Here is a 23702-nt window from a genome sequence, read left to right on the forward strand (position 1 = left end):
ATGCGTGCCCGGTACGCCCGGCTCGGCACGGCGGGGACCCGCCCGAGCCGGTACGAGCCGGTTCCCCTCCGCGGCCTCGGTACCTTCACAAGAACCGACTCCGTCATACCGCGCGTCCTGTTCTACGGTGCCATCAGTCACCCACGACCAGGGAGGAACCGTGCAGCAGCCCGGGGCGGCACTTGCCGAGCGGATCGCCGAGCGGAGAAGGGGAGGGGACGATCCCCGTGCCCTGGTCGGTGAGATGCGGCGCTCGGTGCTTCTGGTGCCGGTGGCCGACGGCGGTCTGTGGTCGGTGCGTTCGGGCGGGGTGCGGTGGATCTGCGGGTTCACCGACGAGACGGCACTGGCCCGGTTCGCGCTGCGGCACGGGCCCGGTGACCGGCCGATGGAGTACGCGGCGCTGCTGGGCGCGCGCATCGTCGACGAGATCGTGCCCGCCCTGGACGAGCCGGCCGGTCTCGCCGTCGACATCGCCACCGAGGACGGGTCGATGTTCTTCCCGCCGGTCGTCGGCATCGTCCCGGACGCGGTCGCCGTCGACGCCGGTACGGCGGGAGAGGGGGCGCGGTCGTGAGCGGGGACGGTACGGACCTCAATCTCGACAAGGCGTCCGTCGCGAAGTTCACGCAGGGCGTGGGCGCGACGATCGACCAGCTCGGTGACCTCGGCGGCTCCACAGGCTCGATCATGGGAAAGGGGTTCTCGGAGCTGGCGATGACCGGGATGGAGGCCGGGCACCACGGCCTCTCGGTCGACTTCGAGGACTTCTGCGAGCGCTGGGAGTGGGGGGTGCGGGCGCTGGTGCACGACGCCGGCGAGCTCGCGAACCGCCTCGGGCTGGCGGCGGGCACCCTGTGGGAGCACGACCAGTACGTGGCGGGCACGCTCAAGGTGGGCGCCAACTCCCTGTTCGGCGGCAACCCGCACGCCGGCGAGGAGGAGATCGCCAAGCAGAACTGGGGCGACATCTTCACACCGGACTACCTGAACCCCGACTGGAGTGCCGAGTCGTGGGACAAGGCCGGTGAGGAGATGGAGCAGACCTGGAAGGACACCGGCCGCACCGTCCTCACCGAGGGCCGGGGCGGTCAGCAGTCGGAGATGCTCAACGACGCGCTCGGCATCTCCGACGACCGGTGGAACCAGGCGCTGGACGACACCTTCGGCCCGTCGCCGGAGGAACGCGCCGCGCAGGAACAACAGTCACAGCAGCAGGGCGATTCCGGGGGGAACTGACCGTGGGCATCGGCGACTTCATCAGCGACATCACGCCCGACTCGGTCGAGGACGTGGTCGAGGACGGCGTCGAGTGGGTGGGCAACCGGGTCGAGGACGCGGGCAACTGGACCGCCGACCGGCTGGACGACGTCGGCTGGGAGTCCGGCGCGGACTGGGTGCGCGAGCAGTCCCGTTCGGTGGCCAACCGGCTGGGCGCCGAGGTCGACGAGATGGACCTCGGGCAGACCGAGGACAAGACCAAGCTGATCCACGGCAGCCCCGGCAGGATCACCGCCACCGCCGAGAAGCTCCGCGCCTTCCAGAAGGCCTTCGACGGCACCGGCGACGGCCTCAAGGGCATGGACCCGTCCCGGCTCAAGGGCGAGACGGCCGACGCGCTGCGCACCGCGGTGAGCACCCAGCCGCCCAAGTGGTACAACGCCGCCGACGCCTGCGCGAAGGCCGTCGGCGCGCTGGACGCGTTCGCCGACACCGTCACCTGGGCGCAGGGGCAGGCGCAGACGGCGATCGACAAGTGGAAGGAGGGCGTCAAGGCCTCGAAGGACGCCGCCGACGCCCACCGCAAGAAGGTCGACGACTACAACAGTGCCGTCGACCGCCTCAACGCCCAGCCCGCGGACAAGCGCGACCCGGCCTCGCTGCCGCCCAAGCCCGCGGCGACGTTCGACGACCCCGGCAAGAAGCTGATGAAGGAGGCCCAGGACATCCTCGCCGAGGCCCGCACGCAGCGGAACTCGGCCGCGGAGACCGCCCGCACGGCGGTGCGCGCCGCCCGCGACATGGCCCCGAAGAAGCCGTCGTACGCCGAGCAGCTGGGCGACGGGCTGCAGGAACTGCAGATCATGGGCGATCACGTCGGCGGCGGCATCATCAAGGGCACGGCCGGACTGCTCAACTTCGTCCGCAGCGTCAACCCGATGGACCCGTACAACATCACGCACCCGGCCGAGTACGCCACGTCCCTGAACAGCCTGGCCGCGGGACTGGTGGTTGCCGCCAACGATCCCGTCGGCACCGGCAAGCAGATGATCGGCGACTTCATGAAGGACCCGGCCGAGGGCTTCGGCCGGCTCATCCCCGACCTGGCGCTGACCGCGGCCACCGGTGGCGGCGGCGCCGCGGTGAAGGGCATCCGCATCGCCGAGGATGCCGCCGACGCCGCACGGCTGCGCCGGCTGGTCGACGACGCCCCCGACGGCACCCACAACCGCCCCGACGGCGAACGCACCACCGACGGCACCGACCCCGTCGACCTCGCCTCGGGCCGGATGTTCCTGCCCCAGACCGACCTGGAGATCCCCGGCATCCTGCCGCTGGTCTTCACCCGCCGCACCGAGTCCGGCTGCACGGCCGGCCGCTTCCTGGGACCCGCCTGGACGTCCACCGTCGACGAGCGCCTCCAGGTCGACGCCGTCGGTGTCCTGCACGTCACCGCCGACGGACTGCTGATCACCTACCCGCACCCGGTCCCCGGCGTGCCCACCACACCGGAGTCGGGCAGGGCCCGCACCCTGCTGACCCGCGAGACCGACGGCGACTACACCCTCACCGACCCCGACACCGGCCTGGTCCGCCGCTTCACCGCCCCGCCCGGCACCGAACCGGGCGACGACGACACCGCCTGGCTCTCCACCGTCACCGAACGCAACGGCCACACGGTCACCGTCGACCGCGCCGAGGACGGCCTGCCCCTGGCCCTGGTCCACTCGGCGGGCCACCGGGTGAAGCTGACCACCGCCGACGGCCTGGTCACCGCCCTGTCCCTGGCCGGCGCGGGCGACGACGGCACGGACCTGCCCCTGATGAGCTACGGCTACCAGGACGGCGACCTCACCACCGTCACCAAACCCTCCGGCGCCACCACCACCTTCCTCCACGACGACCGCCACCGCGTCATCGCCTGGATCGACTCCAACGGCAGCCGCTACGACTACCTCTACGACGACCACGACCGCGTCATCGCCGAGGGCGGCGAGGCCGGCCACGTCCAGATCACCCTCGCCTACACCGGACCCGACCCCGCCACCGGCCACCGCACCACCACCCTCACCACCGCCGGCGGCCACGCCACCCGCCACCTCATCGACCAGCACTCCCGGGTGATCGCCACCACGGACCCCCTCGGCCACACCACCCGCTTCACCCACGACGCCCGCGGCAACGTCCTCACCCGCACCGACCCGCTGGGCCGCACCACCGCCTTCAGCTACGACGACGCCGGCCGGGTCGTCTCCGCCACCCGCCCCGACGGAAGCGAACTGCGCACCGTGCGCGGCCCGTTCGGCCTGCCGGTGGAGGTCGTCGCACCGGACGGCACCCGCATGGTCCACGCGTACGACGAACGCGGCAACCGCACCTCGGTCACCGACCAGGCCGGCTCCACCACCCGCTACACCTACGACGACGCCGGCCGGCTCACCTCCGTCACCGACGCCCTCGGAGCCACGACACGTGCGGTGTGCGACGCGGCCGGGCTGCCCGTGGAGGTGACCGGTCCCGGCGGCGCCGTCACCCGCACGCAGCGGGACGGCCTCGGCAGGCCGGTCCGGGTCACCGATCCGACGGGCGGCGTCACCCTCCTGGAGTGGCACGCCGACGGGCAGCTCGCCCGGCGCACCGGCCCCGACGGCGCCACCGAGTCATGGACCTACGACGGCGAGGGCAACTGCCTCACCCACACCGACGCGTCCGGTGGCATCTCCCGCTTCGAGTACACCCACTTCGACCTGCTCTCCACCCGCGTCCAGCCGGACGGCTCACGGTACGAGTTCGAGCACGACGCCAACCTGCGTCTCACTCGGGTCATCAACCCCCAGGGACTCTGCTGGACATACACGTACGACGCGGCGGACCGCCTCGTGTCGGAAACCGACTTCGACGGCCGAACCCTCAGTTACCACCTCGATGCCGCAGGGCAACTGATGTCCCGGACCGACGCTCTCGGCGGCGTTCTCAAGCTGGAACACGACCAACTCGGCCGAATGATCAGGAAGGAAGCCGGAGGCAGGACCACTACATACGCCTATGACGCGTCGGGACGTCTCTTGCAGGCATCCGGCCCGGACGGCGACCTGATCCGCCAGTACGACCGGCGTGGCCTGCTCAAGACCGAACTCGTCGACGGCCGCGCCATCACCTACGTGCACGATGCACTCGGCCGCCGGACTCGACGCGTGACTCCGACCGGCCATGTCACCACGTATGCCTACGACCGGGCAGGCCGCCTCGATCTGATGACCGCGAGCGGCCATCAGATCGGCTTCACCCATGACGCCGCAGACCGTGAAGTGTCGCGCTCCTACGGCGACACGATGAGTCTGTCGTCCGTCCGGGACGAAGCCGGCAGACTCACCGCCCAGTACCTCACAGCCGGTGAACAGGCCCTGAGCAGCCGTACGTACACCTACCGTGCCGACGGTCACCTCACCTCTGTGACCGATCAGCTGTCCGGCACCCGGTCGTTCGAGCTCGACGATGCCGGCCGTGTCACCGCCGTCAACGCCCATAGGTGGACGGAGCGCTACGCCTATGACCTGGTTGGCAACCAAACCGAAGCTTCCTGGCCCTCTACGCATCCAGGTCACGGGACAACCGGCCCTCGCACGTACACCGGCACCAAGATCACCCGTGCTGGCGACAGCCGCTTCGAACATGACCGCCTGGGGCGTGTGATCCTCAAGCAGCGGACCTGTCTGTCTCACAAACCGCAGACCTGGCGCTACGCATGGGACGGTGAGAGCCGCCTCACCTCGGTCGTCACTCCGGACGGCACCCTTTGGAAATACCGTTACGACCCGCTGGGTCGCCGCATCGCCAAGCAGCGTCTCTCGGACGACGGCGAGAGCGTCTTGGAGGAAACCCGGTTCACCTGGGACGGCATGATCCTGTGCGAACAGACGACTGCTTCCCCTGACCTGCCGAACATCGTCGCACTCACCTGGGACCAGCGCGGCTCGACTCCTGTCACCCAGACCGAACGCATCATCGCCGACGAAGCGAGTGAGAGGGAGATCGACCGCCGCTTCTTCGCCATCGTCACGGACCTTGTCGGCACCCCGACCGAACTGGTCGCCGAGAACGGGAACGTCGTCTGGCGCGCCCGGTCCACCCTCTGGGGCACCACCGCCTGGAACCGGAGCAGCACCGCCTACACGCCTCTCCGTTTTCCCGGCCAGTACTACGACCCGGAGACCGGCCTCCACTACAATCTCTTCCGGCACTATGACCCCGCCACGGCTCGTTATCTCACCCCAGATCCGCTCGGCCTCACTCCCGCACCCAACCCCGCCACATACGTCCATAATCCGCACACCTGGGCGGACCCCCTGGGCCTTTCTCCCTATCAAGACAAGGGAGGAAACGCGGAGATCGATTCCCGAAAGCTCGACTACCTGTTCAACAAGGACATCAAACCGGACTCGCACAACTCGCCGAGGGCGCTCCAGAACGAACTGCAACTCCACCGGATCGGCATACCGGACACTCCGGAGATGCGACGGTACGTCACCGATCATCTGTCGCAGGCGTCCCAACAGCCGTTCGGGCGCACATTCACCAAGGAGTGGCCCGGCGGAAGTGGAGAATTCGGTGTGACCGAATCCGTCCTCCACGGCCCCCACGGAGCCCTTGGCGTGGAGAGCACATGGCAGATCCTGCCGGACGGCGGGCATAGACTTTCCACAGTCATCTTCCGCGGCAGCGGCCCCAATGTCAGCATTCACGGCAGCCTGGACCACTGGCCGCCGTACACCGGAAAATGAAGGTGAACGTGTACCGAGAGTTTCTCACCCCGGACGACGAAGAGGTTTACGAGGCCATCGGCGAATGGCCGGATTCGGACGAGAACGGCACGCGGATTCTCACCCTGGAGGATGCCTCCGGCCAATCCATTGCTTTCTCCTACGATGCGCTGGCGAGGTCGGTGAGGATCCGCTGGGTGAACGATCAGGGAATCGAGATGTTGGATTCTTTCCGTGAAGGCGCCACACGCCTTTCGGTAACGTCGGAGCAATCAACCAAGCATATTTCGATCGATTTCCACACGGGCGAGTGCGCGGGGACCATGGTGATTCAGGTGGCTCCCCACTTCTCGGTACACGACCGCCTCCTGTTCCAATAGACAGCACTAAGAGCTCGTAACACGATCTTGTTGAAGCGTGCTGGTGGGGCGTAACCGGTGTGACGATTCGGCCGTTCGCGGGGGGGGGTGGGTATTCGACCGTGGATCGTGGACGATGAGTTGTGGGCGCTGATCGAGCCGTTGCTGCCGCCGTGGCCGGAGCGGTCCCCGGGGCCACGACCGGTGGCAGATCGGCTCTGCCTCCAGGGCGTCCTGTTCGTCCTCTATAACGACATAGCCTGGCAACTCCTGCCCCTGGAGCTGGGGTTCGGCTCGGGGCAGACCTGCTGGCGGCGTCTGGAGCGGTGACAGAAAGCAGGAGTCTTCGACCGGCTGCACCGGGTTCTGCTCGCAAAGCTGAACGCGGCCGGCGAACTCGACAGGTCACGTGCGTGCGTGGACGGCTCTCACATCCGTGCGAAAAAGGGGGCGCCGACACCGGTCCGTCGCCGGTCGACCGGCGGAAAACGGGCAGCAAACACCACCTGATCTGCGACGGACGCGGCACCCCGCTCAAGGTCATCACGACTGCGGCCAACGTCAACGACGTCACCCAGACCCTCGCCCTGGTCGACGGCGTCCCGCCCGTCGCGGGCCGCCCCGGCCGGCCCCGCCGCAGGCCCGAAGCCCTGCTCGGCGACAAGGGCTACGACTCCAATGCCCACCGCGACGAGTTGCGTCGCCGACGGATCCTGCCCGTAATCTCCCGCAAGGGATCACCGAACATCAAGGGCCTGGGCAAGCTCCGCTACGTCGTCGAGCAGACCTTCGCTCTGCTCCACCAGTTCAAACGCCTCGCCGTCCGCTGGGAACGCCGCACCGAACTCCACGACGCCTTCGTCTCCCTGGCCTGCAGTCTCATCTGCTGGCGACGGCTTCGGGAGCCCAAAAACGACTGACCGGTGTCAGGGCAGGCCAGGGCCCCAGCGGGCTGCTTCAGAACGTTGGTACCCTCCGCACCTACGGCGAGGCAGGGGAGACGATCATGGGAGCCGTGCCGTCGAGCCCTCCGAGCCGCCGGTTCAGAAGAACTGGCCTCGGTGTCCTCTTCGGTGGACTGACCGCAGTGGTTTCCACTGCTGCCATAGGGAATGCATGGGCTGCTTGTGACATCGGCAACGGCGTAACCAATGGCATGACTTTGCTGGTTCTTGCGCCTCTCATATGGATCGCTGCTGCGGTTCCGTTGGTGATCCTGCACAGCACCCTCGGAACACGTCATCGCAGGACAGCCCTGGCTGCAGGGCTCATCTTCGCCCTGTGGTTCGCCTGGTTCCTTGTCACATGGCTCGGCATGCCGGACTCCTACCCCGCCCCGTTGTGCCCGGGCAATGTCCCACCCTGGTGGCCGAGCTTCATCCCAGCATGACTCCGGCATAGCCCGTGAACGGCCTCGGCACCGACAACCTCCCAACAGTGCCCCGGCCAGCCCTGGTGCGCCAGCAAGATCGTGTTATGAGTTCTTATCTACAACGCCCTGCGTGGCGCCGCCTACGCCACCGGCGCCGGCAGCGTCGGTCTCGCCTTCTACCTGATCCAGCAGCAGATCTGACTCCAGCGAACCAGACGCGCGTCGGGCCGCATCCTCTTGGTGCGGCCCGACGCGCGTCTGCGGGCGTTGAATGGCCCGCCAGGTGCCTCCTGCGCAGACGCGGTCGACCGCAGCCACCCCGGCGGCTTGACCAGGCCCTCCTTGCGCTTGCCGCTGCGCTGACCACCGCCACCAGGTTGTCGAGCCCGTTCGTTCTTACCCTTCGAAGATGGGACGGGCGTTCCGTCAGCCCCCGGACACGGGAGCCTGGGCAGGCGGATCAGGTCTCGGAGACGCCGCCGTCCGGGGTTCGCTCGAGGCGGCGGAGCAGCAGTTCCGCGCGGATGAGTGCGGCGATGCCGGTGAGCGTGGCGGCGAGCATGAACAGCCAGGCAGCGGCCTGCCACGTCGACTCGGTGCGCAGCACGTGCGGCGTGAACACCGCCATCACGACGGCGAGCACACTGATCGCGGCCAGCCAGACGAGTCTCATCACGTTCTCCTTCAGGGCGTCGTCAGGACAGGTCCGCCGGCGCCTTCTTCGGGGCCAGAGTGTCGAGCGGTTGCAGGGCGCGGCTGCCCCGCTTCCGGCGGCCGCCCCGGACCGGTCGGGGCGGCCGCTGTACGTTGTCATACGTGGTGCCGGTCAGTCGCTGGTCTCCTGCGGATAGCCGTCGTCCAGGACGATGCGGATGGTCTGGCCCTGCCCGGCGGGGTCGGTGAGTTCGGCCGCGATGCGGTTGTAGGTCATGGTGGCCAGTGCCCACTCACTCTGCAGCGGAGCCGCGGTGGAGCGGGTGTTCCACAGCTCGATCAGCAGGGCGATGAGGGAGCGCCCGGACAGGACGGTCTGGACGCGGCCCTCGCGGCCCTCCTTGATGTCCTCGACGGAGGGCGGAGTGCGGAAGTGGCTGTGGCCGGCGGCCAGGGCAGCAAGCCACTCCCAGGTGTCGCGGTGTGCGATCAGTTCGACGGAGGCCACGCCGGCGGCCTTCAGCAGCAGCACGCCGTGGGCGATGCGCGGGTCATCCGCGCCGGCGAAGGCCTGCGGCGCGGCCGCGGGGGGCTGGCCGGCGGATGTGCTGGTGCCCTGGTAGGCAGCCTCGATGGCGTTCTTCAGCGCGGGGTCCTGCTCCTGAGCGCCGTCCTCGGGCCGCGGCTGGTGCGCGGTGTTCTCCATGGTTCCCCCCTGGTGTTCGGTGTCGGCGGAGGCGGGCGGCCGGGCTTCTGCGGAGGCGGTCAGGCCATGGCCGGCCTCGGGGCCGGGCGGCTGTTCCGTCTCCGTGGAAGGCGCCGGCGTGCTCTCGCCGGGCGTCCCAGGCAGAGCGGAGGACCGCAGGACGTCAACGAGATCGAGCAGATGCCGCAGTTCGCCCCGTGTGTCGTTCAGGTCGCTGATCATCCGGTCCTGGCGCCGGCGGATTTCCCGGTTCTCCTCGCGCAGCCCGATGACGCCCCCCTCGATCTTTTCGAGGATCTTCAGTCGACTCTGCACCAGCTCGCCGTGCAGCGCGGTCAGCCCCACGGTCGGATCGTCGAGACGCTCGACCTTCTGCTGCGCCGTCGTCAGCCGGTCCTCTATCTCGGTGAGTTTCTTCATCGCCTTGTCGAACTCGTTCTTCCACCCCACGTGACCCCCTGGTTACTCCAAGCAAGACCGCTCCTACCTCCCCAGAACGGCTCCGCGTGACGCGACCGTTTCCGGCCCTTCCCTGGCCGGGATCAGCCCATCCGGGCGCGTACGCATTTCGTACGGCATTCGTACGCTAAAAATACGCAATAATTACGTTTCACGGTAGGGTGTGAGGCAGGAGGTGCTTCATGTCCGAGTTGTTCGATGCCGTCGACGCGCTGGTCGCGTCCCGTTCTCCGCTGCCGCCAGCGGAGGAGCGCAAGCGGCTGCGGGTCGCGCACGGCCTGACGCTGGACGAAGTCGCCGGCGCACTGAAGGTGCGGCGGGCCACGGTGTCCGCCTGGGAGTCGACGAAGAAACCGACTGAGCCGCGCGGCCCCGAGCGTGAGGCGTACGCGCGTTTACTCAAGCAGCTCGCGGAGCTCTACCCGGCCCCGGTGCCCGCCACGTTCACCGGCACGCCCGCCCCGGCAGGCGAAATGCCAGAGGTTCCGGACGCTGCAATCGACGACGTGGTCGAATCCCTGTCCCCCACCAGGGCCACGTCGACGTCGCACCGTTCCGGAACGCAGAAGGCGGCCCCGGCGGAAGCCCGAACTCTGTCCACAGGGGAGGCATCCGAGGCTGCGGACATGACTGCAACCGAGAACACCCAGCCCCCTGCCGCCGCTGCTCCGACCGCCGCGTCCCGCCCGGCGCGCACCACTAGGACGTCGCGCCGTCCCGGAGCACGGAAGGCGGCCCCGGCCGGCACCCCGGCGGGCGGCACCGACCCGCGGTTCGAGAACGGTCCGCTGGCGGCCGTCGACGTCGAAAACGGGCAGGTGCTGGCGTACTGCACCGGCGGCCTGGTCCTGGACGTGCCCGCCAAGAGCATCCCATCCCTGGTGGACTGGACGCTGAGGGAGGCCAAACTCGGGCAGCCGAAGCTCGCCGGACCTGGCAAGGACGCCGACCCGCTGATCGTGCTCACCGGGGCCGCGCTGGAGCGCTACGGCCTGCCCGTCACACTCACGGAGGAGGAGCGCCTTGCCGGGCGCCTGCCGGAGGGCCACAAGGTCATCAAGCAGCTCGCGCGCGCGGGGTGGAAGCTAACCAAGCGCGGGTTTGGGCCGTGGGCCAGGATCTACCGCCCCGCGACCGGCTCGGAGCGGGCCTGCGTGCAGCTGTGCATCCCGTCGTGGCACGCCTTGGACACCCGGCACTGGGGTGAGGCCGGGCAGCTCCCGCCAGCCGAACTCGCCCGCGTCCTGGGCGTGTACGCGTCCTGGGTCATGACGCCACGCGGATCGACCGCCGTGACCGGCCTGGAGCTGATGACCGCGCTGCACCCGGCGACCCGGGCCTCCGAGCCGGACGCCAGCGGCAAGCGGCACTCCGAGCACAACCCCGGCTCGCTGGGCAAGGACCCGGTCGACCCGGCGCCCTGCGAGGCCCCTGACGGCCACCCGGTCCTCAAGGACCTGCCCCGCTTCCACGTCCGCGGCCCCGGCGAGAAGCTGTTCGAGGAGGCGTACGACTGGGCGCGGCCGATGACCGACGCGGAGTGCACCCTGCGCCACCTGGTCGGCATCGACGTCAACATGGCCTTTGCAGCCGGCGCCAACGGCCTGACCCTCGGCCTCGGTGCCCCGACGCACGTCAAGGCCCCGGCATTCGACCCGAAGCTGCCCGGCAGCTGGCTGGTGGACCTGAGCCACGTCGACCTGTCAAAGGTGAAGGTCGGCAAGGAGTGGGTGGAGCTGGACGGCTCGCTGCTGCCCTCCCCGTTCACGCCGAAGGGCGAGCGCCCCGAGGGGTCGGCCTGGTACGCGACGCCCACTGTCGCCTACGCCCAGGAGCTCGGCTACGAGGTGCGCCCGATCGAGGCGTGGGTCCGGTACGAGAACGGCCGGTACCTGGACGGCTGGTACAACCGGCTGCGCGATGCCTACCTCGCCACGATGGCCGACCTCGGCGTCGACGCCGACCTGTCGCCGGCCGACTTCCTCGCCGCGATGGACGGCTACAAGAGCCGTGACCCGGAGCTGGCGATCGTCGTGGACGCGGTCAAGGCGACGGTGAAGGGCGGTCTGGGCAAGCTGCGCGAGCGGCCCCGGGGCGAGGGCTGGCGGCCCGGCGAGCCGTGGCGCGCCCTGTCCCGCCCGACGTGGCGGCCGGACATCCGCGCGGCGGTCATCTCCCGCACCCGGATCAACCTCCACCGCAAGATCGTCAAGCACGCCGCGTTCACCGGGCAGTACCCCATCGCGATCCTGTCCGACTGCGTCGTCTACGCCTCCAACGGGCCGAGCCCGCTGGACTTCCTGCCCTACCGGGAAGGCAAGCCGCTGCCCGGCGGCTTCAAACTCGGCATCAACCCCGGCCTGGTCAAGCACGAAGGCACCCAGAGCGTCCTGTGGGGTGAGGAAGTCCGGGAGCGGTTCAACGCGCCGGAGCTCAACCTCGCCCGGTACATCAAGGACGGCACCGTCACCGACGTCGACAACGGAGAGTAGGAGTGGGCCACGATGAGCCTGTTCGGGGACGGCCTGGAGGCCGCGGTGCAGAAGGCGTTCACCCGCCCGGCACCTAAGAGCGCGGGCGCGCAGATGCGGTACCTGGTCAAGCAGCTCAAGGGCACCAAGGCGGTCGCCCAGATGCTGCGGGTCTCCCAGCGCACCGTCGAACGGTACGTGAAGGACCAGATCAAAAAGCCCCGCCCCGACCTCGCCGCGCGCCTGGAGCGCGAGGTGAAGGCCCGCTGGCAGCCGCAGATCCGGGCCAAGGCCCGGCAGCAGGCGGCGACCACCGGCGGCATCGTCATCGACACCCGCGCCCGGATCGGCTACACCGCCCCGATCGGCTCCACCGACGAGGACCGCCTCCGCCACATCACGGTGGCACTGCCGCCCCACCACGCCGCCCGTCTCTTCGACGCCCAGGAGGCCGGCGCCACCGAACAGCGTCTGAAGGAGATCGCCGCTGAGGCGCTCAAGGAGGTGTACTTCCAGGACGGCGGGCGCCGCGCCGGACAGCTGGAGGAGGTCCGGTTCACGGACATCGAGCACCTTGAGTTCGACCTGTAGATCGCCCCGCAGCAAGGGCCCGAACCGGCTTCTGGGTTCGGGCCCTTGCTGCTGCTCCTGGCTTTGCCGAGCCGGTGGATCAGGGACTGTCAGAGCCCGCTCCTAGGATGCGGCCGTGGACCGAGACTGGATGCGACAGCAGCTTGAGGCGTTTGCTGACCTGGCCCTGCGCTACGAGCGCAGCACAAGGCCGGGCGACTACCTGGGGGATCCGACGCTCTACGAGCAGCTGCACCGCGCGGAGCCCACGGTCAAGCAGATCCTGCGGCTCCTGGACCCGCAGCTTGCCGAAAAGATCGACCTCGGTCAGATGGCAGGCGAGGCCATGGCCCGCAATGAGGTCCACCGGGGCCTGGGCATTCTGGCCGACATGGACGAATGGGCTGCCCGGCTCGTTCCTGATGCACCCACGCTGCCCGCCGACCAGTTCCACCCCTGGGTGTGGGAGCCGGCCGCCCCGCTGTGGGGCGCAGAGGCCCGGCAGGACGCTGTCCTGGCTGCTGCCCGCACCGTGAACCGCCGACTCCAGCAGAAGCTGGGACGCCACGACATCGGCGAGACGGACTTGTGCATGCAGGCCTTCGACATGAAGGAACCCGTCGCAGGGAAACCGCGCCTGCGGTTCGACGGCGACCGCAACACACCTACGTGGCGCGCCCGCCAGGAAGGCGCCAAGTACCTCGCGGCCGGTGCCTTCCTCGCCCTGCGCAACGTTGCCGCACACGAGGATGAGGTGACCTGGACCGAACAGGAGGCGTTGGAGCACCTGGCGACCTTGAGCGTCCTCGCCCGCTGGATCGAGCAGTGCGCTGTGGAGCGCGCCACCTAGACCCAGATCTCGTGCTCGTTGCGGTAGTGCGGCCACGGCCGCCCGGCCTGCCGTGCGGCGAGGACGTCCTTGATGCCGTGTGGAACTTCGCGTAATTCCCCAGGCTGAAGTTCATGGACGTCCCCATGGGGAAGGCGGAGTTGCTCCGCGGCGACCAGGCGGACGACGCACTTCCCGGGCCGCCTGGCAACCAGCCGATCCTTTAGGTCCGAGCCGGGCAGTCAAGGATGAGCGCAGCTCATCGCGGTATCGACGCCGCAGGCGTCCTTGACGGCCCGGCTCGGACCGGACACTTCACTGCCGGGCGGCCCGCCCCCCTTCCCCCTCGCCCGAATCGCACGAACGAGCGGGGACGACGGAGCCGGTCTGGGGCATTACGTGACCGTCGACAAGGTAGGAACATCTCGTCGACGGCGCGGTGGGAGTTGGCGCGTCCACGACCCGATGCACACCCCACTCCCGGATCGGAGGTGGGGAGATCAACAGAGCACGTCTGCCCGCCTGCAGAGCACCCGGTGGGATTTCCCCGGGTTCAGCCAAGGTGAGCCCAAAAGCCGCCACGAGATGACCTTGGAGTCCTGAAGGCGGCTGGTCAGGAAGCGGCAGGCGTCGCGCGGGCGAGCGGCGCCGGGCTTCCGTGCAGGGCGGCGTGCAGGGCGACTGCGAGTTCACGGGCCCGGCCCTCGAGTCCCTCACCTCAAGCCTGTTCACAGTGGCTTGCCCCGGATGCACCGCTCCACCGGGCGAGGCGTCTGCGCGCGATGGCCCGTCAGGGAGAGGGCTGCCAGGTCGGGGTCCTGAGGACCTTGCGCGAGAACCATCGTTCCCGTACAGTTTTGCCTGCCGGTGAGAACGCCCGTTCTCGCGCGGTGCACCCACACCAACGGAACTCACACCCCGCCAGCGGCGATACCGACAGACCCGAAGGAAGCGTCATGAGTCACGAACCGCGCCCCCCGTTCCCGCCGTACACCCGGGAGACCGCCGTCCAGAAAGTCCGCCTGGCGGAAGACGGCTGGAACTCTCGCAACCCGGAGAAGGTCGCCCTCGCCTATACGGTGGACTCCTACTGGCGCAACCGCGCGGAGTTCGCCACCGGCTACGACGAGATCGTCGCCTTCCTCACCCGCAAGTGGAACCGGGAGCTGGACTACCGGCTCATCAAGGAACTGTGGGCCTTCGACGGCAACCGCATCGGCGTGCGCTTCGCCTACGAGTACCACGACGACTCGGGCAACTGGTTCCGCGCCTACGGCAACGAGAACTGGGAGTTCGACGACAACGGCCTGATGCACCACCGCTACGCCTGCATCAACGAACTTCCCATCAAGGAATCGGAGCGCAAGTTCCACTGGCCCCTCGGGCGCCGCCCCGACGACCACCCCGGCCTGAGCGACCTCGGTCTCTGACCGGCCACCCCCGCGCCGTGGATCCAGGCCCGACGCCGGATCCACGGCGCGGCCGTTCGTGCGTGAGGCTGCACCTGCGACAGAGGCCGCCGCGCACCTGGAGGGCTTTGGGCTCAGGAGTCCCTCGCAGGCCCTGAAGACCCTCTCACCTGCGGTAAGCGTGGGGCGGTGCTCTGGATTTTCGGCAGTTCGGCGCATCCCCCTTGCCCCGAGAACGGTCGTTCTATAGGCTGGTCTCAATCAGTAGAACGATCGTTCTAAGCCTGGAGGCTCACGACACTGCCATCGCTGGCCGGACGGATTGCCGGTTCGGCCGCCGCGAGTGCCGCAGGGCCGCCGCCTGGGCCCTGACGCCGACCCAATCCAGGGCCGAGGGCAGAGAAGCTGCAGAACACGAGCCTGTTGATGCGGGCTCGGAAAGTTCAGGTGGGTGATCCCATGACTCTCTCGCACACCGCAATGCGACCCCCGCCGATGGCGCTGCCCCCGTCCGGCGAGCAGCCCCGGCCGGCCCCCGTGACCCCGGCGCTGGCCCATGCCCGTACGGGCATGCACCGGCACGGCATGATCGCCCTTCCCGCCGAGGAGCGCTGGGTACGCACCGCCCGCCACTTCGCCGCATCCCTGCTCGCCCGATGGGACGTCGTCCCGGAGGATCAGGACCCCGTCCTGCTGATCGTCGGCGAGCTTGCGGGGAACGCGGCCCAGTACGGACGGGCCGACATGATCGTGAGCCTCGCATTCGAAGGCCGCGCCGTGCGTATCGAGGTTGCCGACTCCGGCGCCACGGCGCCCTCGCCCCACCCTCGCTGCACCGGTGCCCCTGATGAGCACGGCCGCGGCGTGGGCATCGTCGAACTCCTGGCGGACTGGACCGAAACACTCGAGGAACGGGATCACCGGCGGGACCGCGCCGGGCTCCGCGTCGCCACCGCACCGGCCGAGGAGCCCCAGGCAGACCTTGCGCTCGCTTGAGTGGGCAGCGGGCAACACGCCCGGCCCCGATCCGGGCAGGCGCATACGGCGACCGGCCGGCCCGCGCCCGGGAATATGCCGTGCGACCTGGTGGCTGTACCGTAGGAGAACGACCGTTTTCGAGAATGGGTGAGTGAAGTGGACCCCGAGACGACTGAGCAGCGGATCCTTGACGCTGCCGAGGAACTGTTCTACGGCCGAGGCATTCAGTCGGTGGGAATGGATGCGATCCGCACCGCCTCCGGCGTGCCCCTCAAGCGCCTGTACCAGACCTTCCCTTCCAAGGACACCCTGGTCGAGGCGTACCTGAGGCGGCGGGACGCGAGGTGGCTTCGCGATCTTGCCCAGCACGTGGATACCTACGACTCACCCGAGCAGCGGATTCTGGCGGTCTTCGACTGGCTGTTCCTCTGGTTCAGCGAGCAGGGGTTCCGCGGCTGCGGCTTCATCAACTCCTTCGGGGAGCTGGGGGCGACGTCCCAGACCGTGGCCGACATCGCGAAGGCCCACAAGGATGCCTTCCGGCGATATCTTGCCGATCTCGTGGCCGCCGCGGACGCGCCCGCGTGGCTGACCGACCAGCTCGTCCTCCTCGCCGAGGGCGCGATGACCACAGCGGCCATCTCCGGGTCTCCAGAGCCCGCCCGTCACGCCAAGGACGCCGCCCGCACCCTGCTGCGGGCCGCTCACGCAGACGTGGTCACCGCTGCCTGAGCACGCCGTCGCCTTCACTCACAGCCCCGCTTCCGTTCCCTCCGGGGTGCCACCTAGGGTCTGTTGCGAAAGTGGATCTTGTTCGTTGATGATCATGTCCTGTGGGACGTGGGGATCTGACGAGCGGCCAGTGGGCCCGGCTGGAGCCGTTGTTGCCGGTGGGCATCAAGCCGGGTCGTCCGCAGGTGTGGACGCGGCGGCAGCTCATGGACGGCATACGGTGGCGGACCCGGACCGGGGCTCCCTGGCGCGACGTGCCGGAACGCTATGGGCCGTGGGACCGGGTCTATGACCTGTTCCGGCGCTGGCAGCGGGACGGGACCTGGGCGAGGATCCTCACCCGGCTTCAGGCCGAGGCGGACGCCAAGGGCCTGATCACTTGGGACGTGAACGTCGACTCCACCGTCTGCCGGGCCCACCAGCACGCCGCCGGAGCGGCGAAAAGGGGGACCTCCAGAAGGAACCGCCCGGCGGCGTCGTCGTCGAGCCGGCCGACCACGCCCTCGGACGATCCCGCGGCGGACTGACCAGCAAGATCCACCTCGCGGTGGAGCAGGGGCAAAAGCCCTTGTCCGTCGTGATCACGGCCGGGCAGCGGGGCGATTCCCCGCAGTTCGAAGCGGTCCTGGAAGCCATCCGGGTCCCGAGGCTGGGGCTCGGCAGGCCGCGCAAGCGTCCGGACCGGGTCCGGGCCGACAAGGCCTACGACTCTCGCGGCAACCGCTCCTACCTGCGCAGACGCGGGATCAGGGCCACCGTCCCGGTCCCGGCGGACCGGGTCCGCAACCGCCTCAAGCGCGGATCACGCGGTGGGCGGCCGCCGACGTTCGACAAGGACGACTACAAGCAGCGGCATGCGGTCGAGTACGGGATCAACCGCCTCAAGCGCCACCGGGCCGTCGCCACGAGGTACGACAAACTCGCCGTCCGCTACGAAGCGACCGTCCTGGTCGCAGCCATCAACGAGTGGCTGTGACCAGCACTTTCGCAACAGGCCCTAGGCGCCGGTGATCACGGTGTGACGGACTCGGAGTGCCCCCCGGCCAGCTGACGCGGTCCCCCACGCGACTGCGGTGGGTCCGGACCCGGGGGAGGCGTAGCTTGGATGTGGATCCCGGCAAGGGAGGCGTGCCATGACCGGGCCCAGCGAATTCTCGGACCGAGATCGGCACAGCGCAGCGAAACTGCTGGTCCGCTGCCTGGAGAACGAAGGTGTCCGCGTCGTCTTCGGTCTTCCCGGAGAGGAGAACCTTCACCTGACCTTAGCCCTGGCACGCTCCGGCATCCGATACATCCTGACCCGCCACGAACAGGCCGCCTCGTTCATGGCCGAGATGTACGGCCGGGTCACCGGTACGGCCGGGGTCGTCTCGGCCACGCTCGGCCCGGGAGCCATCAACCTTCAGCTCGGTGTCGCCGACGCCATGACCAACAGCACCCCCTTGGTTGCCCTGTCAGCGCAGGTCGGCCACAACCGCAACTACAAGGAAACCCACCAGTTCGTTGACCTGGTCAACATGTTCGCTCCCATCACCAAGTGGTCGGCCAGCGTGCCCAGCGCCGGGGCGATCCCCGAAATGCTGCGCCGCGCGTTCAAGACCGCCGAAACCGAGCGGCCCGGCGCGGTGTACCTGGCGGTACCCGAGGACGTCGACGCCGCGCCCGCCGCCGCCGAGCTGCAACCGCTGCCTCGCTACGTGGTGCGCGCCGAGGCACCGTCGCCGGGCCAGATCGCCCGCGCCGCAGCACTCCTGCACAACGCTCGCCACTCCATCGTGCTGGCTGGCCACGGCGCCGCCCGCAACGCCGCGGCCACATCGCTCACCGCTTTCGCCGGCTCCCTCGGACTGCCGGTGGCAACCACCTTCCATGGCAAGGGAGTCATTGCCGACGACCTCATCAACTCCATGGGCTCGATCGGCTTCATGCGCCGCGACTACACCAACTTCGGTTTCGACGCGGCCGACCTGATCATCGCCGTCGGCTATGAACTGCAGGAGTTCGACCCCGCCCGGATCAACCCCCAACGCGACAAGAAAATCATCCACGTGCACCGCTTCCCCGCTGAGGTCGACGCGCACTACTCGATCGACCTTGGCATCATCGGCGACATCTCGCAGTCCCTGGACGCGCTGTCGGCCGCCGTCTCCGACCGCTTCCGCGGGCCGGCCCCGGCCAGGTGCCGCGAAATGGTGCAAGCCGAGCTGGATCGCGGACGTGCCGACGGCCGGTACCCGCTCGCACCGCAGCGCATCGTTGCCGACACCCGCGCCGCTCTGGGTCGCGACGATGTCGTACTCGTCGACACCGGCGCCCTGAAGATGTGGATGGCGCGGCTGTACCCCACGTACGCGCCCAACACTTGCCTGATCTCCAACGGCCTGTCCGCAATGGGCTTCGCACTGCCCGGAGCGCTCGCCGTGGCCCTGGCCGAACCGGACGTCAAGGTGCTGGCCGCGGTCGGCGACGGTTCGTTCCTCATGCATTCCCAGGAGATCGAAACTGCCGTCCGCGAAGCCATCCCGCTTACCGTGCTGATCTGGGAGGACAACGGCTACGGGCTCATCGAGTGGAAGATGGACCTGACACTCGGCGAACACGACGCCACCGCCTTCGGCAATCCCGACATCGTCCGCTACGCGGAGAGCTTCGGAGCCACGGGATATCGGATTGCCGACGCGGAGGAACTGCTGCCCACGCTGCGAACAGCACTGGACGACCCCGGAGTCTCCATCATCGCCTGCCCCGTCGACTACAGCGAAAATCTCAGGCTCACCGCCCGCCTCGGCCAACTGGACGCCGCACTCTGACGTCGTTCTGACTGATCCCGTGGCCCAAGTGAGCGCAAGGCCCCGCCGCCTCACCGCGACCCCATGTCGTGCTGGGGCGCGGGAAGCGGCGGGGGAGCCCTGTAATGGTGGCCCTGGTCGCCCGAAGCGAATCGGCGTGCCGGCCCAGGCGCCTTATCGGCAGCGGCCGCCGGGACGGCGGACGGCTGGGTCAGAAGGGCTTGGTGGGCAGGTACTTGCCGTCCAGGGTGATCACCGCGCGCTCACCGCCCTCGGGGTCGGCGACCTTCTTGACGTCGAGCTTGAAGTTGATCGCGCTGATGATGCCGTCGCCGAACTGCTCGTGGACCAGGGCCTTGAGCGTGGTGCCGTAGATCTGGACGATCTCGTAGAAGCGGTAGATCGTCGGGTCGGTCGGGACGCCGCCGGGAATGGATCCCCGGGTCGGGATGGCCTGAAGCAGTACGGCCGCCTCCTCATCCAGTTCCAGCAGTTCGGCGACCGCCCTGGCGGCGGCCTCCGGCAGGGGATGCTGCCCCAGAAGCGCGGCGGTGGTGAAGGCGACCGACAGGCCGCTGGCGTCGGCGAGCTGCTGCCAGGTCAGGTCCTTGCGCGTCTTGGCCTCGACAACCACAGCGGCCAGGGCCTGCCGGGCGGCAGGGTCGAACTGAGCGTGCACCATGAGGGCGTTCCTTTCCAATGTGCCGGCCCGCCCTACAGCGAGCTCAGCGGAGTCATACGGTCGGGGGATCAGGCCGTCGGACGGCGGCCTCGACGAAAGGGCCAGGGCAGCTCAGGCCGCGAGGGCGGCGGAGCAACCCGTGACCGGGTCGAGCTGGTCGACCGCGCCGGTGGGGATGTCGTAGACCCAGCCGCGCAGCGTGAGGGTCTTCGCCGCCAGTGCCCTGACGACGCTGGGGTGCGTCGCCAGGTTTGCCAGCTGAGCGATCACGTTGTTCCGTACCAGGACGCTCACCTTGTCCTCGCCGGGCTCGGCACAGGCCGTGCGGACCCGGGAGGCCTCCGCGTGCCGCAGCCAGTGGGCGACGGCCGGCAGGGCGGCGAGGTCGTGCTCGTCCGCCAGGGCGGTCATCGCGCCACAGGCGGAATGCCCGCAGACGACGATGTCGGACACGCCCAGGACGGCGACGGCGTACTCGATGCTCGCCGCGATGCCATCAGCGTTCGGGGTGTAGGCGGGCACCAGGTTTCCGGCCGTCCGGATGACGAACAGCTCGCCCGGCTCGCTCTGTGTGATCAGCTCCGGTATGACGCGGGCGTCGGAGCAGCTGATGAACAGGGTGCTGGGCCGGTGCGTGGTGGCCAGGTGCTGAAAGTGCGCCGCCCGGGCGGGGAAGACGCCCCGCTGGAAATGTGCGACTCCCTCGGCGAGGTCTTGCATGATCACTCCTTTCGGCCAGTGCCCGACTGGTGCGGGTTGACGAAATCCACCATGCATGAACTGTGCTTATAGAGTCCAAGACGCACTGAATATAAGATCTATTGGTCTCATCTATAGTGATGTCATGGGCTTCGAACTACGTCATCTGCGCTATCTGCTCGCCGTCGCCGAACAAGGCAGCTTCACCCGCGCCGCCGAAGTCCTGCACATCTCCCAGCCGACCCTGTCCCAGCAGATCAGACAGATGGAACGCCTGATGGGCACGCAGTTGCTGGACCGTACGGGTCGTGCCGTGCGCCTCACCGACGCCGGGGAGACCTACGTCCACTACGCCCGTCGCGCTCTGCAGGAACTCGCCGCTGCTGAACGCGCCGTCCACGACGTGGCCGACCTCTCCCGCGGCAGCCTGCGCCTGGCGGTCACCCCCACCTTCACCGCCTACCTCATCGGCCCCCTCACCGGACAGTTCCACGTCCGTCATCCCGACATCACCCTGAGCATCAGGGAAATGACGCAGGACCGCATCGAGTCCGCCCTCCTTGCCGACGACCTCGACCTCGGGATCGCCTTTCGCGGTGCCCACCTGCCCGGCATCTCCACGGACGACTTGTTCACCGAAGCCCTCAGCCTCGTCGCCGGCACCCACCACCCCTACGCCGACCGGACAGACCCGCTACCCGTGCGAGAACTGGAAGGCCGCCCCCTGGCCCTGCTCAGCAGCGACTTTGCCACCCGCAGGCACATCGACACCTACTTCGATCAGCACCACACCACACCGCGCATCGCGATGGAAGCCAACTCGGTCAATGCCGTCGCCGAAATGATCCAGCGCACCCCTCTGGCATCTGTGCTGCCCGAGGCCATCGCCCGGGATCACCCGCATCTGCGTGCCGTCCCCCTCGACCCGCCTCTGCCCGAGCGCATTGTCACTCTGCTCTGCCGCTCGGGCTCCTACCAAAGCGCTGCCGCCCGGGCTTTCACCCACCTCACCCGACAATGGGTCGCCTCCAGCGGGTACTCCTCCTCCCCGTGAGGTCGCGGAGGCAGCGGGCGGTGGCCCACGGCGCAGGGACGCCGTCGGTCGAGCGGACAGGTCGAGCCGTGGAACTCTCCCTTCGTACGGCACGCCCTCTGATCGACTGGCAAGGCCCGCACGGCTCGCTCAGCTCTCGCGGATGGTCACGGACGCCGCTGTCACCGTCGCGGGCAGCAGCCGGCAGGACACAGGCCTGGAGTTCGGGAGAACCGGCTCCGGAGCGATTTGTTGCGGCTTGAGGGCGGGCCGTGGATACGTGTGGCCACCGGGACATCTGATAGGCGAATGCCGCCGCGCCCTTCCCTGATCCGCTAAGAGGTCGTTTTCATCTGCAGTGCCCACTTATTGGGTGATTCATTAAGCGATGGATGGCGGTACAGGTGAGGTCACGGAGACTGTCGATGCCAGCGAGTCGTGGGAGGTTGCGGATGAGGCGGAAAAGGCCGTAATCCTGTCTCATCCTAGGATGCCCGGCCTTCGAGGCTGTGTGCTTCGACCGCCGTCGGCGTGCGACTGGGCGCACTCGGTTCGCGGCAGTACGACGGAAGCATGCCGAAGCGACGCCCGTATCCGAGTGATCTGTCCGATGCCCGCTGGGAGTTGATCGAGCCGGTCCTGGCTGCCTGGCGTTTCGAGCGCCGCGGCCGAGCTCTGGACTTCGGCCGGCCCCCCGAACACGACCTGCGCGACATCATGGACGCGATCTTGTACGTGGACCGTACCGGGGTCCAGTGGCGCTACCTCCCGCACGACTTCCCGCACTGGAACACGGTCTATGGCTACTTCGCCAGGTGGCAGCAGGAAGGCGTGTTCGCCCAGCTCAATGGCCTGCTCAGGCAACTCTTGCGGCAGAAGGAGGGACGGGAGGCCGAACCGTCGGCCTGCGTGATCGACGCGCAGAGCGTGAAAACCTCCACCAGCGTGCTCGCCTCCGGCCAGGGCATCGATGCCGGGAAGAAGATCGTCGGGAGGAAGCGGAGCATCGCCACCGATACGATCGGGCTTCTCCTTGCCGTGCTGGTCACAGCGGCGAGCGTGCAGGACTCCGTCGCCGGCACCCAGCTCCTGGACCAGGTCGCCGCCGAACATCCCCGCATCCGCAAGGTGTGGCTCGACGGCGGCTACCGCCAGCACCTCGTCGAGCACGCCGCCGGCCTCGGCATCGACATGGAAATCACTCAACGCGAGCCCGGGACCAGAGGGTTCACCCCGATCCCGAAGCGGTGGGTGATCGAGCGCACCTACGGCTGGCTCATGCTCCACCGCCGCCTGGCCCGCGACTACGAAACCCGGCCCGCCCGCTCCGAAGCCATGATCCACGTCGCCATGACCGATCTCATGGCCCGCCGCCTCACCGGCGAGAGCGCCGTCTCCTGGCACGACCCCGCAAAGACGCATCAACCGCAGATTCCGGGATGAAACAACGGGAGAAAACGACCTCTAATACTCCAGCAGCGGTTCGTGTCCTGAGCTGGTGGTTGTCGTTGTCCTGGTATGGAGGGGATGACTGAAGTCAGTTGCTGGACCGGTGAGTTGGAGTCGGTGTTCGAGCGGGTGGCGGGCCGGTTTACTCGGGCGGATCTGCGGTGGCGGATGCGGGACTACGTCCGCGGTCTGCTGGGGCGGGCGACACGCAAGAACGGCTGGCAGCTCGCGGAATGGGCAGGTCACCGCACTCCCGACGGCTTCCAGCGGCTGCTGAACAGCAGCGTCTGGGACGCAGACGCCCTGCGTGACGATGTCCGTGCCTATGTCGCCGAACGGCTCGGGCCGGACGGAGTGCTGATCATCGACGACACCGGGTTCATCAAGAAGGGCTCCACCTCGGCCGGGGTGGGCCGGCAGTACACCGGAACCTCTGGGGCCTGTGTCTGAATAACTGTCAGAGTTGATCTGTGCAGGTGTCGTCGTGTGACGGTAGGCGGGCTCGTAGTTGCGTGAGGGTGCGGGCCGGT

The 23702-nt window shown here is 68.6% G+C and carries 19 protein-coding genes and 1 pseudogene; 16 read left to right on the plus strand and 4 right to left on the minus strand.

What is annotated here, in order from left to right:
* The first annotated feature begins 160 nt into the window (after positions 1–160).
* From ACIP5W_RS33530 to ACIP5W_RS33550, 5 genes and pseudogenes are all read left to right on the plus strand, one after another.
* A complete protein-coding gene (locus ACIP5W_RS33530) occupies positions 161–577 on the plus strand; it encodes a hypothetical protein (RefSeq protein ID WP_401481472.1) in 417 nt (138 codons plus the stop codon).
* Complete coding sequence (locus tag ACIP5W_RS33535) at positions 574–1239, plus strand: hypothetical protein (protein ID WP_401481474.1); 666 nt, start codon at positions 574–576, stop codon at positions 1237–1239. Before ACIP5W_RS33530 ends, ACIP5W_RS33535 begins: the two co-directional genes overlap by 4 nt.
* Positions 1240–1241: 2 nt before the next feature.
* On the plus strand, positions 1242–6002 hold the full coding sequence (locus ACIP5W_RS33540) for a putative T7SS-secreted protein (RefSeq protein WP_401481476.1): 4761 nt from the start codon (positions 1242–1244) through the stop codon (positions 6000–6002).
* Positions 5999–6361 (plus strand): hypothetical protein, encoded by a 363-nt coding sequence (locus tag ACIP5W_RS33545; protein WP_401481478.1) that lies wholly within the window; start codon positions 5999–6001, stop codon positions 6359–6361. The genes ACIP5W_RS33540 and ACIP5W_RS33545 overlap by 4 nt, the downstream gene beginning before the upstream one ends.
* A 93-nt stretch (positions 6362–6454) precedes the next feature.
* A pseudogene (locus ACIP5W_RS33550) lies at positions 6455–7260 on the plus strand (IS5 family transposase).
* A 912-nt stretch (positions 7261–8172) separates the two neighbouring features.
* Here ACIP5W_RS33550 and ACIP5W_RS33555 read toward each other — a convergent pair.
* Positions 8173–8385, minus strand: a complete 213-nt coding sequence (locus ACIP5W_RS33555; protein WP_401481479.1) for a hypothetical protein — start codon at positions 8383–8385, stop codon at positions 8173–8175.
* 153 nt (positions 8386–8538) lie between these two features.
* Positions 8539–9522: a hypothetical protein gene (locus tag ACIP5W_RS33560; protein ID WP_401481481.1), complete on the minus strand. Its 984-nt coding sequence runs from the start codon at positions 9520–9522 to the stop codon at positions 8539–8541.
* A 191-nt stretch (positions 9523–9713) separates the two neighbouring features.
* Between ACIP5W_RS33560 and tap the strand changes: the two genes are divergently transcribed.
* The 8 genes from tap (at position 9714) to ACIP5W_RS33600 (ending at position 19330) form a co-directional block, all read left to right on the plus strand.
* Positions 9714–12023, plus strand: a complete 2310-nt coding sequence (gene tap, locus ACIP5W_RS33565) for a telomere-associated protein Tap (protein WP_401481483.1) — start codon at positions 9714–9716, stop codon at positions 12021–12023.
* Positions 12024–12035: 12 nt separating this feature from the next.
* Positions 12036–12593: a telomere-protecting terminal protein Tpg gene (gene tpg / locus ACIP5W_RS33570; protein WP_401481485.1), complete on the plus strand. Its 558-nt coding sequence runs from the start codon at positions 12036–12038 to the stop codon at positions 12591–12593.
* Between the two features lie 130 nt (positions 12594–12723).
* Entirely contained in the window at positions 12724–13422 is a 699-nt protein-coding gene (locus tag ACIP5W_RS33575) for a TIGR02391 family protein (protein ID WP_401481487.1), read from the plus strand.
* Positions 13423–14357: 935 nt separating this feature from the next.
* Positions 14358–14831, plus strand: coding sequence for a DUF1348 family protein (locus ACIP5W_RS33580; RefSeq protein ID WP_401481489.1), 474 nt, complete (start codon positions 14358–14360; stop codon positions 14829–14831).
* 438 nt (positions 14832–15269) lie between these two features.
* Positions 15270–15806, plus strand: coding sequence for an ATP-binding protein (locus tag ACIP5W_RS33585; RefSeq protein WP_401481491.1), 537 nt, complete (start codon positions 15270–15272; stop codon positions 15804–15806).
* Between the two features lie 138 nt (positions 15807–15944).
* A complete protein-coding gene (locus tag ACIP5W_RS33590) occupies positions 15945–16520 on the plus strand; it encodes a TetR/AcrR family transcriptional regulator (protein WP_401481510.1) in 576 nt (191 codons plus the stop codon).
* A gap of 101 nt (positions 16521–16621) precedes the next feature.
* Positions 16622–17496 (plus strand): IS5 family transposase gene (locus ACIP5W_RS33595; protein ID WP_401481493.1). Its coding sequence is split into 2 segments (ribosomal slippage): positions 16622–17015 and positions 17015–17496, totalling 876 coding nucleotides; the frame shifts between segments, so codons are not numbered across the junction.
* A 157-nt stretch (positions 17497–17653) separates the two neighbouring features.
* Positions 17654–19330 carry an acetolactate synthase large subunit gene (locus ACIP5W_RS33600; protein ID WP_401481495.1) on the plus strand — a complete coding sequence of 559 codons (1677 nt, stop codon included), beginning with the start codon at positions 17654–17656 and terminating at the stop codon, positions 19328–19330.
* A 190-nt stretch (positions 19331–19520) separates the two neighbouring features.
* On the opposite strand, the gene cynS is transcribed toward ACIP5W_RS33600, so the two are convergent.
* Together cynS and ACIP5W_RS33610 are read right to left on the minus strand one after the other, a co-directional pair.
* Complete coding sequence (cynS, locus tag ACIP5W_RS33605; protein WP_142270050.1) at positions 19521–19991, minus strand: cyanase; 471 nt, start codon at positions 19989–19991, stop codon at positions 19521–19523.
* A 111-nt stretch (positions 19992–20102) separates the two neighbouring features.
* Complete coding sequence (locus tag ACIP5W_RS33610; protein ID WP_401481498.1) at positions 20103–20711, minus strand: carbonic anhydrase; 609 nt, start codon at positions 20709–20711, stop codon at positions 20103–20105.
* A gap of 124 nt (positions 20712–20835) precedes the next feature.
* On the opposite strand from ACIP5W_RS33610, the gene cynR reads away from it, so the two are divergent.
* From cynR to ACIP5W_RS33625, 3 genes are all read left to right on the plus strand, one after another.
* The gene (cynR, locus tag ACIP5W_RS33615) at positions 20836–21744 is read left to right on the plus strand and encodes a transcriptional regulator CynR (RefSeq protein ID WP_401481500.1); all 909 of its coding nucleotides are present in this window, start codon (positions 20836–20838) and stop codon (positions 21742–21744) included.
* Positions 21745–22296: 552 nt separating this feature from the next.
* Positions 22297–23166, plus strand: coding sequence for an IS5 family transposase (locus ACIP5W_RS33620; protein ID WP_401481502.1), 870 nt, complete (start codon positions 22297–22299; stop codon positions 23164–23166).
* 84 nt (positions 23167–23250) lie between these two features.
* Positions 23251–23622, plus strand: a complete 372-nt coding sequence (locus ACIP5W_RS33625) for a transposase (RefSeq protein ID WP_401481504.1) — start codon at positions 23251–23253, stop codon at positions 23620–23622.
* Positions 23623–23702: the final 80 nt, after the last annotated feature.

The sequence above is a fragment of the Streptomyces sp. NPDC088766 genome, assembly GCF_044750845.1.
Taxonomy (GTDB): Bacteria; Actinomycetota; Actinomycetes; order Streptomycetales; family Streptomycetaceae; genus Streptomyces.

Bases quoted from the DNA above. Each gene is read 5' to 3' on its own strand.
- ACIP5W_RS33575 (WP_401481487.1), top strand. From the start codon at position 12,724: ATGCGACAGCAGCTTGAGGCGTTTGCTGACCTGGCCCTGCGCTACGAG.
- cynR (WP_401481500.1), top strand. From the start codon at position 20,836: ATGGGCTTCGAACTACGTCATCTGCGCTATCTGCTCGCCGTCGCCGAA.
- ACIP5W_RS33580 (WP_401481489.1), top strand. From the start codon at position 14,358: ATGAGTCACGAACCGCGCCCCCCGTTCCCGCCGTACACCCGGGAGACC.
- ACIP5W_RS33610 (WP_401481498.1), bottom strand. From the start codon at position 20,711: ATGCAAGACCTCGCCGAGGGAGTCGCACATTTCCAGCGGGGCGTCTTC.
- ACIP5W_RS33620 (WP_401481502.1), top strand. From the start codon at position 22,297: ATGCCGAAGCGACGCCCGTATCCGAGTGATCTGTCCGATGCCCGCTGG.
- tpg (WP_401481485.1), top strand. From the start codon at position 12,036: ATGAGCCTGTTCGGGGACGGCCTGGAGGCCGCGGTGCAGAAGGCGTTC.
- ACIP5W_RS33600 (WP_401481495.1), top strand. From the start codon at position 17,654: ATGACCGGGCCCAGCGAATTCTCGGACCGAGATCGGCACAGCGCAGCG.
- ACIP5W_RS33555 (WP_401481479.1), bottom strand. From the start codon at position 8,385: ATGAGACTCGTCTGGCTGGCCGCGATCAGTGTGCTCGCCGTCGTGATG.
- ACIP5W_RS33625 (WP_401481504.1), top strand. From the start codon at position 23,251: ATGACTGAAGTCAGTTGCTGGACCGGTGAGTTGGAGTCGGTGTTCGAG.
- ACIP5W_RS33545 (WP_401481478.1), top strand. From the start codon at position 5,999: ATGAAGGTGAACGTGTACCGAGAGTTTCTCACCCCGGACGACGAAGAG.
- tap (WP_401481483.1), top strand. From the start codon at position 9,714: ATGTCCGAGTTGTTCGATGCCGTCGACGCGCTGGTCGCGTCCCGTTCT.
- ACIP5W_RS33585 (WP_401481491.1), top strand. From the start codon at position 15,270: ATGACTCTCTCGCACACCGCAATGCGACCCCCGCCGATGGCGCTGCCC.
- cynS (WP_142270050.1), bottom strand. From the start codon at position 19,991: ATGGTGCACGCTCAGTTCGACCCTGCCGCCCGGCAGGCCCTGGCCGCT.